This is a genomic window from Bradyrhizobium jicamae (assembly GCF_001440395.1).
Taxonomy (GTDB): Bacteria; Pseudomonadota; Alphaproteobacteria; order Rhizobiales; family Xanthobacteraceae; genus Bradyrhizobium; species Bradyrhizobium jicamae.
Genome location: NZ_LLXZ01000028.1, coordinates 1 through 12,061, shown reverse-complemented (window position 1 = coordinate 12,061; position 12,061 = coordinate 1). Strand labels below are relative to the sequence as shown.

The following is a 12,061-nucleotide window of genomic DNA, read 5'->3' as shown; positions in this document are numbered from 1 at the left end:
CTGACATACGCCGCGGGCATCTCAACCTCTCCCCGCTTGCGGGGAGAGGTCGGCGCGCAGCGCCGGGTGAGGGGGTACAGGTCTCCCGACAATCATTGCTCGGAGAGAGGCCCCTCACCCCGACCCTCTCCCCGCAAGAGCGGGGCGAGGGAGAAGAGATCACAACCCCAGCACCGCCTTGGTGATGATGTTGCGCTGGATCTCGTTGGAGCCGCCGTAGATCGAGACCTTGCGGTTGTTGAAGTAGCTCGGCGCGATCTGGGCGGTCCAGTCCATGGTCTCGTTGGAGCCGTCATCGCCATGCACGTCGTAGGGTGCGGCGAACGGCCCGATCCCTTCCATCAGGAGTTCGGTGGTGGTCTGCTGGATTTCCGAGCCCTTGATCTTCAGCACCGACGACGCCGGATTGGGCTTGCCCTTGCCATGCTTGCCTTCGTCGGCGACGACGCGGAGCTGGGTGAGCTCGAGCGCCTTCAGCTCGATCTCGCAGGCGGCGAGCTTCTCGCGGAAGCCTTGATCCTCGATCACCGGCTTGCCGTTGGATTCGACCTTGGAGGCGAGATCCTTGATGCGACGCAGCCGCTCCTTGGAGACGCCGACGCGGGCGATGCCGGTGCGCTCATTGCCGAGCAGGAATTTGGCGTAATCCCAGCCCTTGTTCTCCTCGCCGATCAAATTCTCGACCGGCACCTCGACATCGTCAAAGAAGACTTCGTTGACCTCATGGCCGCCGTCGATGGTCTCGATCGGACGCACGGTGACGCCCTTCGACTTCATGTCGAACACGATGAAGGAGATGCCCATCTGCTTCTTCGCATTGGTGTCGGTGCGGCAGAGGCAGAAGATCATGTCGGCGTGCTGGGCCAGCGTGGTCCAGGTCTTCTGGCCATTGATGATGTATTTGTCGCCCTTGCGCTCGGCCTTGGTTTTCAGCGAGGCGAGGTCCGATCCCGAGCCGGGCTCGGAGAAACCCTGGCACCACCAGTCGTCGACATTGGCGATGCGCGGCAGGTACTGCTGCTTCTGCTTCTCGTTGCCGAAGGTGTAGATGACCGGGCCGACCATGCTGACGCCGAAGGCGAGCGGCGCCGGCGCCGGATGCATCTGCAGCTCTTCGTTGAAGATGTAGTGCTGCACCGACGTCCAGCCCGTGCCGCCATATTCCTTCGGCCAGTGCGAGACGCCCCAACCCTTCTTGTTCAGGATGCGCCACCAGGCGATCATCTCGTCCTTGGAGAGGTGACGCCCCTCGACCATCTTGCGCCGCGTCTCCGGCGGCACGTTGTCCCGGAAGAAGGCCCTGACCTCCTCACGAAACGCGATTTCTTCCTTGCTGAAAGCGAGATCCATCGGATCCTCCTGTGAGCGAATGAATTACCTTACTAGCTCGATCTCTGTTTCGATGGCGCACCCTGCGCCGGCTTCTGCTGCATGCGCAATTCGTGGCGCGACAATTTTCCGACCGGAGTGCGCGGCAGTTCGGCAGCGAACTCGACCGCGGCGGGAAGTTCGTGCTTGCCGAGCATGCCGGCGAGGAAAGCGCGCAGCTCATCGATGGTGAACGGCTGAGCGCCATCGCGCAGCTTGATGAAGGCTTTGGCGGCCTCGCCGCGGTAATCGTCGGGAATACCGATCACGAGCACTTCCAGCACGGCGGGATGAGTGTAGATCGCCTGCTCGATCATCTGCGGATAGACGTTGAAGCCGCCGGAGATGATCATGTCCTTCTTGCGGTCGACCAGATAGAAATAGCCGTCGGCTTCCATGTAGCCGATATCGCCGGTGAGGAAGCGGTCGCCGACGAAAGCCTCGGCGGTTTCCTTCGGCAGGTTCCAGTATCCCTTGACGACGTTCGGACCGCGGATGCGGATTTCGCCGGTCGCGCCGACGGACAGCACCTTTGTCGGGTCGTCCAGCGACACCACGTCGATCTCGATGCCGGGCAGCATCACCCCGACCGAACCCGGCTTGTCCGGTCCATCCTCTGGATGCGCCGTGCCAGCCGGGGATGTCTCGGTCATGCCCCAGCCGCTCCTCAGCTTCATACCGACCTTGTGCTCAAAAATCCTTGCGACTTCCATCGGCAGCGGCGCGCCGCCCGAGCCGGCGGTGCGTAGCGACGAGAAATCGCGCTTGTCGAGATCGGGCAGCGCGGCGATGGCGATCCACATCGTGGGCACGCCGGGAAAAACGGTAGCGCGCTTGACCTCGATATCGCGCATCACGGCCTCGACGTCGAAGCGCTGGTGCAGCGAGACCAGATTGCCGCGGCGGAGCGAGGAGAGCATCACTACCGTGAGCGCAAAGATGTGGAACAGCGGCAGCACGCATATCACACGCTCGATCGCGTTGCGCTTGAGCCGCGCCGGCCTGCCCCAGACGTCGTAGATCGACACCGCCGAGGTGAGATTGCCGTGGCTGAGCATGGCGCCCTTGGGAAGGCCTGTGGTACCGCCGGTATATTGCAGCAGGGCAACGTCATCCGCGTAGATGGCAGGCCAGGCAGCCGGCTTGCTGACTCCATCCACGAACTGCCGGTAGGTGATGATGGCGGGATTATTCGGCAGCGGCGTCTGCGGCGTGCCGGTCTTGCCCCAGTGGTCGTCCTCGCAAACGATCAGCTTGTCGAGCAGCCCCTTGTCGAGGAGCTTCAGCGCGGTCGGCAGCAGCGCCGACAGATTGCTGGTGACGATAATGCGCGCGCCGGAGTCGCTGAGCTTGTGCGACAGCGCGATCTCGCCGTCGAGCGGCGACAGATGAACGACGCGCGCGCCCGCCTTCAACGCGCCAAAGAAATTGACGGGATGATCCGGCGTGTTGCCAAGGAAGAGAGCCACGGATTTGTCGCGGCCGTAGCCGGCGCGCAGGAAGGCGCTGGCTGCTGTCTCCACCAACGCTTCGAGTTCGCTATAGCTGATAGGCCGATCGCGGAATTCGAGCGCGGGCCGCGATCCGAATTCGGCGGCGGCCTCCGACAACAAATCAGGCAGCGTGCCGCGCGCGATCGGATCGTCCCAGCGGACGCCTTCCGGATAGAACTGTTCGCCGGGATGGATCATGAAAGCGCTCAGTACAGCGTGCTAGCCAAGCCGTCATTCCGGGGCGCTCGCGACCAGCGAGCGAACCCTGAATATCGAGGTTCCGGGTTCGCGCTATGCGCGCCCCGGAACAACGTGGAGAGAGCGTACCAGCCCATCAAGCCGCTTTCGACTGCGCCAGCGACGCAAACGTCTTGCCTTCCGCGGCGAGGCGCTTGAGCAGCGGTGCCGGTTCGAGCGAGGGATCGTTGGTCTCCTTGGCGTAATAGGAGAGACGATCGGCAATGTGCTTGAGACCGACCTGGTCGGCATAGAACATCGGGCCGCCGCGGTAGATCGGCCAGCCATAGCCGTACAGCCAGATCACGTCGATGTCGCTCGGGCGCGCCGCGATCTTCTCTTCGAGGATGCGGGCCCCCTCGTTGATCATCGGGTACATCATGCGCTCGAGGATTTCGTCATCGCTGACGACGCGCTTCTTGCGTCCGAGACGCTGCAGCGTCTCGTCGATCAGCTTCTCGACTTCCGGATCCGGCAGCGCCGCGCGCGAGCCGGCTTCATACTTGTAGTAGCCCTTGCCGGTCTTCTGGCCGAAGCGTCCGGCCTCGCACAGCGCGTCGGCGATTTCCGACTTGATGCCGCGGTCTTTGCGCGAACGCCAGCCGATATCGAGGCCGGCGAGATCGCTCATCGCGAACGGGCCCATCGGCATGCCGAACTTCGTCACCACGGCATCGACCTGCTGCGGCAATGCGCCTTCGAACAGGAGCTTCTCGGACTGCTTGCCGCGCTGCGCCAGCATGCGGTTGCCGACAAAGCCGTCGCAGACGCCGACCACGGCCGGCACCTTTGCGATCTTGCGCGCGATCGACACGGCAGTGGTCAGCGCATCCGGCGCGGTCTTGTCGGCGCGGACGATCTCGCACAGCTTCATGACGTTGGCCGGCGAGAAGAAGTGCATGCCGAGCACGTCCTGCGGACGCTTCGTGACCTTCGCGATTTCGTCGATGTTCAGATACGACGTGTTGCTGGCCAGCACCGCGCCCGGCTTGGCGTGCTTGTCGAGCGCCTCGAACACTTCCTTCTTCACCGCCATGGTTTCGAACACGGCTTCGATCACCAGGTCAGCGTCCTTGACGTTCTCGAGGCCGACCTTGCCGTCGATCAGCCCCATGCGCTTGGCCGGGGCATCGGCCGGGATGCCGCCACGCGCCGCGGTCGCCTCGTAGTTCTTCTGCATCACGCCCAGGCCGCGCTTGAGCTGCTCTTCGCCGGTCTCGATCAGCGTCACCGGGATACCGGCATTGGCGAACGACATCGCGATGCCGCCGCCCATGGTGCCGGCGCCGATGATGGCGACGCGCGAAACGTTGCGCGCCTTCGTTCCTTCCGGAACGCCGGCGATCTTGGCCGCCTCGCGTTCCGAGAAGAAGGCGTAGCGCTGCGCCTTGGACTGATCGCTCGACACCAGCTTGAGGAAACCTTCCCGCTCCTTTTTCAGGCCTTCATCGAACGGCAGTTCGATGGCGGCGCGCACGGCGTCCGCTGCCGCAAACGGCGCTTCCAGCCCGCGGGCCTTCTTGGTCAAGGCGGCGACCGCGTTGGTGAAGATCGAAATGTCGGCCTTGGCGGCCGCAAGCTTGCTGTCGTCGTCGCGCAGCTTGCGCAACGGGCGCTTCTCCGCCAGCACCTTGCGCGCGAAGGCTTCGCCGCCCGCTGCCGGACCTTCGACGATTTCCTCGATCAGGCCATTCTTGAGCGCTTCCGCCGCGCTGATCGGATCTCCGCTGACGATCATCTTGACTGCGAGTTCAGGACCGACTGCACGCGGGAGCCGCTGGGTACCGCCGGCGCCCGGCAGCAGGCCGAGCTTCACTTCGGGCAGGCCGAGCCTGGCTTCCTTGGTCGCCACGCGGAAGTGGCATGCCAGCGCGACTTCGAGACCGCCGCCGAGCGCCGTGCCGTGAATGGCGGCGATGATCGGCTTGGGCGACTTCTCCATGAGGTCCAGCACCTCGGCGAGGCCCGGAGGCTTCGGCGGCTTGCCGAATTCGGTGATGTCGGCGCCGGCGATGAAGGTGCGGCCGTCGCAGGTCAGCACGATTGCCTGCACTTCCGCATCCGCGATCGCGCTTTTCATGCATTCGAAAATGCCGCCGCGAACGGCGGCGCTCAGTGCATTGACGGGAGGGCTGTTGACCGTGACGATCGCGATGACGTCTTGACGCTCGAGTTTTACCACTTCGCTCACGGGACTCTCCCTGGATCGCTTGTTCTTGGATGCCACTCGACTTGCGTTGAGTGGCTACGGCCGTTTCATCAATTTCGCACTGCGAAATTTAATTCCACATCTTGACAGGGAGGGTTATTTTGAAGCACGTCCCTTGTCAACGAGCTCATCAGCAGCAGTGGCGGGTAATGAAGCGTCCAGGGAAGAAAGTGGCGACCGATCGCAGCTTCGTCGTCGCACTTTCCCGCGGACTGGATGTGTTGCGCGCATTTCATCCCAACGACGGACTTCTTGGCAATCAAGAGCTTGCCGCCCGTACCAATCTGCCGAAGCCAACCATTTCCCGGCTGACCTACACCCTGACCAAGCTCGGTTATCTTACACCCGTTCCGCGCTTCGAGAAGTATCAGCTCGCACCATCAGCCATGGCGCTGGGGTATGCCGCGCTCGCCAATCTCGGTGTTCGGCATTTGTCCGAACCTTATCGCGAAGCGCTGATGCGCGAGACCGGCGGCGCCGTCGCGGTCGGCGGGCGCGACCGTCACAGCATGATCTATTTCGGGCAGAGCCGCACCGGGCTGCTCGGTGTGCAGCTTGACGTCGGCTCACACGTGCCGATTGCGACCACCGCGATGGGACGCGCCTATATCTGGGCCCTGCCCGACGACGAACGTGCCTCGTTATTGCGCGAACTGCGCGACCATTACGGCAATCGCTGGCCCAAAATGCGCGACGGCATCGAGCGCGCGGGCGAAATGCTCGCGCACCGCGGCTTCACCATCTCCGCCGGCGAATGGCAGGACGATGTGCACGCCGTCGGCGTGCCGCTGAAGCTCAGCGACGGAACCGGACCATATGCCTTCAATTGCGGCGCGCCCGCTTTCCGCTTCACGGAAGATCGCCTGGTCAACGACATTGGACCTCGCCTTGTCACGATGGTAAGGAACATCGAGACGGCGCTGGGCGGCGCAGTACCGCAATCCAAAAAAACACAAAACAAAAAGCCCAAAGCAGGAGGAAGAGTTGCACGTTTGGCCGAGGGGATCAGATAGCGTTCACCATGACCGGCGAAAATATTCGCACGGCCATTCCCGCTCCGTGATCAGGGCGGGCGGGACGCGATGACGCAGGCACAGCTCGCGCAGGGAAATTCACCCCTGCTCGCGGTTCGCGACGTCAGCGTCGTGTTCGGCGGCATCATCGCGCTCAACGGCGTGACCTTTAACATGCACAAGGGAAATATCCTTGGGCTGATCGGACCGAACGGCGCCGGCAAGACGACACTGTTCAACTGTCTCTCCCGGCTCTATCAGCCGTCGTCCGGCGATATCCTGATGGAAGGCGCCAGCATCCTGACGCGCCCGGCGCACAAGATCGCCGAGATCGGCATCGGCCGCACCTTCCAGAACGTCGCGCTGTTTCCCAATCTTTCGGTGCTCGACAATGTCCGCGTCGGCTGCCATTCGCGCACGTCGAGCGACATCGTCTCGGACTCGCTGAAGCTCGCCTGGGTTCGCCGCAGTGAAGCCGACGTCAACAGGAAGGTCCACGAGATCCTCGCCTATCTCGATCTCGAGGAGGTCGGCCACACCGTGGTGTCGGGGCTACCGTTCGGCACCCAGAAGCGTGTCGAGCTGGCGCGCGCGCTCGCCGCCGATCCGAAGATCCTGCTGCTTGACGAGCCCGCCGGCGGCCTCAACCACGAGGAAGTCTACGTCCTCGGCGATCTGATCAAGAAGCTTCGCGACGAGCGCCATCTCACCGTGCTCCTGGTCGAGCATCACATGGGTCTGGTGATGTCGATCGCCGACCACGTCGTCGCGCTCAACTTTGGCCGCAAGCTTGCCGAGGGAACGCCGGCCCAGGTCCAGGCCGACCCGGATGTCATCAAGGCCTATCTGGGGAGCAAGGACCAATGACCGCGATGCTCAACGTCAAGGATCTGCGCGCCTATTACGGTCAGGTCCAGGCGCTTCACGGCCTCACCTTTGCGCTCAACGAGGGTTCGCTGACCACGCTGCTGGGCGCCAACGGCGCCGGCAAGACCACCACCCTGCGGGCGATCTGCAACATGGTGCGCTCGACCGGCGCGATCGAGTTCGAGGGCAAGCCGCTCTCCGGCAAGTCCACCGAAAACGTCGTCCGCCTCGGCATCGCGCATGTGCCGCAGGGCCGCGGCACCTTCACCACCATGACGGTGGAGGAAAACCTGCAGCTCGGCGCCATCACCCGCACCGACAGGAAGAACATCGTCGCCGATATCGAGCGCATGTATGAGCACTTCCCGGTGCTCAAGGAGCGCCACACCCAGCAGGCCGGCACGCTGTCGGGCGGCGAGCAGCAGATGCTCGCGGTCGCGCGCGCGCTGATGCTGCGTCCGCGGCTGATGCTGCTGGACGAGCCGTCGTTCGGTCTGGCGCCGCTGATCGTGCGCGAGCTGTTCAAGATTCTCGGCAAGATCAACCGCGAGGACAAGGTCACCATTCTGGTGGTTGAGCAGAACGCGCAACTGGCGCTGGAACTCGCCGACCAGGCCTATGTGATCGAAACCGGGAAGATCGTGATGTCGGGGAACGCGAAGGAAATCGCGAGCAACGAAGACGTCCGCAAATCCTATCTCGGCTACTGAGGAGCAGGACAATGGAGCTGTTTACCAACCAAGTCCTGGCCGGGATCGCCACGGGCGCGATTTATGCCTGTATGGCGCTCGCGGTGGTCATGATCTACCAGGCGATCGACCATCTGAATTTCGCCCAGGGCGAAATGGCGATGTTCTCGACCTTCATCTCCTGGCAATTGATGCAGTGGGGCGTCCCCTATTGGTGGTCGTTCATACTCACGCTGGCGATCTCGTTCGCCGGCGGCATCCTCATCGAGCGGCTGCTGTTCAAGCCGCTCGCCAAGGCGCCGGTGCTGACCAACGTCGCCGGTTTCATCGCGCTGTTTGCGATCGTCAACTCGGTGGCCGGCCTGATCTGGGATTTCACCATCAAGCAGTATCCGACCCCGTTCGGCTCTGCGCCGTTCCTCGGCAGCCAGTTGATCTCGACCCACCAGGCCGGGATGATCGGCGTCACTCTCCTGATGCTGGTCGGGCTCTATCTCTTCTTCCAGTTCACCCGGATCGGCCTTGCGATGCGCGCAGCAGCGGCATTGCCGGAATCGGCGCGCCTGGTCGGCGTCAACACCTCCTGGATGATTGCGCTCGGCTGGGGCATGGCATCTGCGATCGGCGCCGTCGCCGGCATCCTGATCGCACCGGTCGTGTTCCTCGAACCGAACATGATGGGCGGCGTTCTGGTTTACGGTTTTGCCGCCGCCGTGCTCGGCGGCCTTTCCTCGCCGCTTGGCGCCGTCATCGGCGGCTTCCTGGTCGGCGTCTTCGAGAACCTTGCCGGCACCTACATCCCCGGCGTCGGCAATGAGCTGAAACTTCCGATCGCGCTTGCGCTGATCATCACCGTCCTGGTCTTCAAACCTGCCGGTCTGTTCGGCCGAGCCATCGTCAAGCGAGTCTGATCATGAGCGCCGCTGCAGAAGACACTGTTACAGAAGCCCCGGCCGTCGAGGCCGTTCCGAAGCGCGCCATGACGCTGGGCACCGGCACCTCGCTGGTGATCCTGGCGGCACTGCTCGTCACCCCGGTATTCGTGAAGAACTTCGTCGTCTTCCAGATGACGATGGTCATGATCTACGGGATCGCGGTGCTGGCGCTCAACATCCTGACCGGCGGCAGCGGGCAGTTCTCGCTCGGCCAGAGTGCGTTCTACGCGCTCGGCGCCTATACGTCGGCGGTCCTGATGGAAAACTTCAACGTGAATTACGCGTTGACGCTGCCGATCGCGGGGCTTGTCTCGTTCGGCGCCGGCTACTTGTTCGGCAAACCCGCGTTGCGGCTTTCCGGCATCTACCTGGCGCTGGCCACCTTCGCGCTGGCCGTCGCCATGCCGCAACTCCTGAAGCTGCATTTCCTCGAGCATTGGACCGGCGGCGTACAGGGCCTCACCGTCATGAAACCCGATGCGCCATTCGGCCTGCCGATCGGACAGGACAAGTGGCTCTACTACTTCACGCTGGTGATCGCGCTGGCGATCTATATCGGATCGATCAACCTGCTACGCTCACGCTCGGGCCGCGCCTTCATGTCGATCCGCGACAATGAGATCGCGGCCTCCGCCATGGGCGTCGACGTCGCCCAGTACAAGACGCTCGCCTTCGGCGTATCAGCAGGCATCACCGGTATCGCCGGCGGGCTCAGCGCCATCGTCGTGGCGTTCGTCGCGCCCGACAGCTACACGATCAACCTGGCCATTGCGCTATTCCTCGGCATGGTGGTCGGCGGCGTCGGCTGGCTGCCGGGCTCGTTCGTCGGTGCCGCCTTCATCATCTTCGTGCCGAATATCGCGGAGAGCATTTCCAAGGGCCTCTCCGGCGCGGTGTTCGGCGTGTTGCTGTTCCTCGTCATCTTCCTCGTACCGCACGGTGCAAGGCAGGTCGCGATGCTCGCCCAGCAGATGCTCGGCAATCTCAGGAAGAACTGAGAACAACGAAGAACCAAGAACCAAAACGAACTAACTACCAAAAAGAAGAAACTTAAGGAGCAACTATGCTTGCAACTCTACGGACTGCCGCCATCTCGGCGGCAGTCGGCGCTTTTCTTTGCACTTCCGGCCCCGCATTCGCGCAAAAGAAATACGATACCGGCGCGACCGATACCGAAATCAAGATCGGCCACATCGTCCCCTATAGCGGCCCCGCTTCGGCCTATGGCGTCATCGGCAAGACCGAAGAAGCCTATTTCAGAATGATCAACGAGAACGGCGGCATCAACGGCCGCAAGATCAAGTTCATCTCCTATGACGACGCCTACAGCCCGCCGAAGGCAGTCGAGCAGGTGCGCAGGCTGGTCGAAAGCGACGAGGTGCTGCTGGTGTTCAACGCGCTCGGCACGCCCTCCAACACCGCGATCCAGAAATACCTGAACGCCAAGAAGGTCCCGCAACTGTTCGTCGCCACCGGCGCCACCAAGTGGAACGACCCCAAGCACTTCCCGTGGACCATCGGCTGGCAGCCGAGCTACCAGAGCGAGGGCCGCATCTACGCGAAATTCCTGATGAAGGAAAAGCCGGATGCCAAGGTCGCCGTGCTCTATCAGAACGACGATTTCGGCAAGGATTACCTCAAGGGCCTGAAGGACGGCCTGGAGGGCAAGGCGTCGATGATCGCCGCCGAGGCCAGCTACGAGGTCTCGGAGCCGACGATCGACAGCCACGTCGTCAAGCTCAAGGCCTCCGGCGCCAACGTCCTGATCAGCATCACCACGCCGAAGTTCGCGGCGCAGACGATCAAGAAGGCGGCCGAGATCGACTGGAAGGCGCTGCAGATCGTCGCCAACGTCTCGGCTTCCGTCGGCAGCGTGCTCAACCCCGCCGGCTTCGAGAACGCACAGGGACTGCTGTCGGCGGCCTACGCCAAGGACGCCAGCGATCCGCAATGGCAAAGCGATCCCGGCATGCAAAAGTTCTTTGCCTTCCTCGACAAATATTATCCGGAAGGCGACAGGCTCAACAGCTCCGTTGTCTATGGCTATGGAGCGGCACAGACCTTGGCGAAAATCCTCGAAATGTGCGGCGACGACCTGACACGCGCGAACATCATGAAGCAGGCCGCGAACCTGAAGGACTTCACACCGGACACGCTGTTGCCCGGCGTCAAGATCAACACCTCGGCCACCGACTTTGCCCCGATCGAGCAGCTCCAGATGATGCGCTTTTCGGGCGAGAAGTGGGACCTGTTCGGCGAAGTGATCAGCGGCGAACTCAGCCATTAACCAATATTCCGCGGGACGGTAGTTTCCCGGGGATTAGACGAAATATCGGCCCCCGCGACACCGTCGCGGGGGCTTTTTGTTGCTGGACGCAGCCGAAAGGTATTCAATGCGATCAAGAGCCGCCAAGTGCTCCAATCAAAAACAATGACACAATCATCGATCCCAGGGAGATCAAAAAATGCTCGCCATCAACTTGCGCTTGGGAGCCTTTTCGGCCGCCCTCGCATTGCTTGCTGCGACTAGCAGCGGCGCGCTTGCGCAGAAGAAATACGACACCGGCGCCACCGACACCGAAATCAAGATCGGCAACATCATGCCCTACAGCGGACCCGCTTCCGCCTACGGCGTGATCGGCAAGACCGAGGAAGCCTTTTTCAGGAAGATCAACGCCGAGGGCGGCATCAATGGCCGCAAGATCAACTTCGTCAGTTATGACGATGCCTACTCTCCGCCGAAGACCGTGGAGCAGGCGCGCAAGCTGGTCGAGAGCGATGAGGTGCTGCTGGTCTTCAATCCGCTCGGCACGCCGCCGAACACGGCGATCCAGAAATATCTCAACAGCAAGAAGGTGCCGCAACTGTTCGTCGCGACCGGCGCCACCAAGTGGAACGACCCCAAGGAATTCCCCTGGACGATGGGCTGGCAGCCCAACTACCAGAGCGAGTCGCAGATCTACGCCAAGTACATCCTGAAGAACCACCCGAACGCCAAGATCGGCATCCTCTACCAGAACGACGATTACGGTAAGGACTATTTGAAAGGCTTCAAGGACGGGCTCGGCGCCAAGACATCGATGATCGTCCTGGAGGAGAGTTATGAGGTCTCCCAACCGACGATCGACTCCCACATCGTCAAGCTGAAGTCATCCGGCGCCGACGTCTTCTTCAATATCACCACGCCGAAGTTCGCGGCGCAGGCGATCAAGAAGAACGCCGAGATCGGCTGGAAGCCGCTGCACTTCCT

10 protein-coding genes are annotated in these 12,061 nt (G+C 62.4%); 7 read left to right on the top strand and 3 right to left on the bottom strand.

The annotated features are described in order from the left end of the window. Positions 1–159: 159 nt before the first annotated feature. The 3 genes from pimC to CQ12_RS05395 all read right to left on the bottom strand — a co-directional run bounded on the left by pimC (position 160) and on the right by CQ12_RS05395 (position 5,289). The gene (pimC, locus tag CQ12_RS05405; RefSeq protein ID WP_057834322.1) at positions 160–1,350 is read right to left on the bottom strand and encodes a pimeloyl-CoA dehydrogenase large subunit; all 1,191 of its coding nucleotides are present in this window, start codon (positions 1,348–1,350) and stop codon (positions 160–162) included. A 32-nt stretch (positions 1,351–1,382) separates the two neighbouring features. After that, the gene (pimA, locus tag CQ12_RS05400) at positions 1,383–3,059 is read right to left on the bottom strand and encodes a dicarboxylate--CoA ligase PimA (protein ID WP_057834321.1); all 1,677 of its coding nucleotides are present in this window, start codon (positions 3,057–3,059) and stop codon (positions 1,383–1,385) included. A 136-nt stretch (positions 3,060–3,195) separates the two neighbouring features. Continuing rightward, positions 3,196–5,289 (bottom strand): 3-hydroxyacyl-CoA dehydrogenase NAD-binding domain-containing protein, encoded by a 2,094-nt coding sequence (locus CQ12_RS05395; protein WP_057834347.1) that lies wholly within the window; start codon positions 5,287–5,289, stop codon positions 3,196–3,198. Between the two features lie 167 nt (positions 5,290–5,456). Here CQ12_RS05395 and CQ12_RS05390 point away from each other — a divergent pair, with 167 nt between their 5' ends. The 7 genes from CQ12_RS05390 to CQ12_RS05360 all read left to right on the top strand — a co-directional run. Then, complete coding sequence (locus CQ12_RS05390; RefSeq protein WP_057834320.1) at positions 5,457–6,320, top strand: IclR family transcriptional regulator; 864 nt, start codon at positions 5,457–5,459, stop codon at positions 6,318–6,320. Between the two features lie 69 nt (positions 6,321–6,389). Then, complete coding sequence (locus CQ12_RS05385; protein ID WP_057834319.1) at positions 6,390–7,187, top strand: ABC transporter ATP-binding protein; 798 nt, start codon at positions 6,390–6,392, stop codon at positions 7,185–7,187. Further along, a complete protein-coding gene (locus CQ12_RS05380) occupies positions 7,184–7,897 on the top strand; it encodes an ABC transporter ATP-binding protein (RefSeq protein ID WP_057834318.1) in 714 nt (237 codons plus the stop codon). The genes CQ12_RS05385 and CQ12_RS05380 overlap by 4 nt, the downstream gene beginning before the upstream one ends. Positions 7,898–7,908: 11 nt before the next feature. Beyond that, positions 7,909–8,787: a branched-chain amino acid ABC transporter permease gene (locus CQ12_RS05375; protein WP_057834317.1), complete on the top strand. Its 879-nt coding sequence runs from the start codon at positions 7,909–7,911 to the stop codon at positions 8,785–8,787. Positions 8,788–8,789: 2 nt separating this feature from the next. Beyond that, the gene (locus CQ12_RS05370; RefSeq protein WP_057834316.1) at positions 8,790–9,809 is read left to right on the top strand and encodes a branched-chain amino acid ABC transporter permease; all 1,020 of its coding nucleotides are present in this window, start codon (positions 8,790–8,792) and stop codon (positions 9,807–9,809) included. Between the two features lie 65 nt (positions 9,810–9,874). Further along, positions 9,875–11,098: an ABC transporter substrate-binding protein gene (locus CQ12_RS05365; RefSeq protein WP_057834315.1), complete on the top strand. Its 1,224-nt coding sequence runs from the start codon at positions 9,875–9,877 to the stop codon at positions 11,096–11,098. Positions 11,099–11,276: 178 nt separating this feature from the next. Next, on the top strand, positions 11,277–12,061 hold a 785-nt coding region (locus tag CQ12_RS05360), incomplete at its 3' end, for an ABC transporter substrate-binding protein (RefSeq protein ID WP_157088011.1).

What these genes read in the sequence shown, in the direction of transcription:
- pimC (WP_057834322.1), bottom strand. Translation starts at nt 1,350, where the DNA reads ATGGATCTCGCTTTCAGCAAGGAAGAAATCGCGTTTCGTGAGGAGGTC.
- pimA (WP_057834321.1), bottom strand. Translation starts at nt 3,059, where the DNA reads ATGATCCATCCCGGCGAACAGTTCTATCCGGAAGGCGTCCGCTGGGAC.
- CQ12_RS05390 (WP_057834320.1), top strand. Translation starts at nt 5,457, where the DNA reads ATGAAGCGTCCAGGGAAGAAAGTGGCGACCGATCGCAGCTTCGTCGTC.
- CQ12_RS05385 (WP_057834319.1), top strand. Translation starts at nt 6,390, where the DNA reads ATGACGCAGGCACAGCTCGCGCAGGGAAATTCACCCCTGCTCGCGGTT.
- CQ12_RS05380 (WP_057834318.1), top strand. Translation starts at nt 7,184, where the DNA reads ATGACCGCGATGCTCAACGTCAAGGATCTGCGCGCCTATTACGGTCAG.
- CQ12_RS05375 (WP_057834317.1), top strand. Translation starts at nt 7,909, where the DNA reads ATGGAGCTGTTTACCAACCAAGTCCTGGCCGGGATCGCCACGGGCGCG.
- CQ12_RS05370 (WP_057834316.1), top strand. Translation starts at nt 8,790, where the DNA reads ATGAGCGCCGCTGCAGAAGACACTGTTACAGAAGCCCCGGCCGTCGAG.
- CQ12_RS05365 (WP_057834315.1), top strand. Translation starts at nt 9,875, where the DNA reads ATGCTTGCAACTCTACGGACTGCCGCCATCTCGGCGGCAGTCGGCGCT.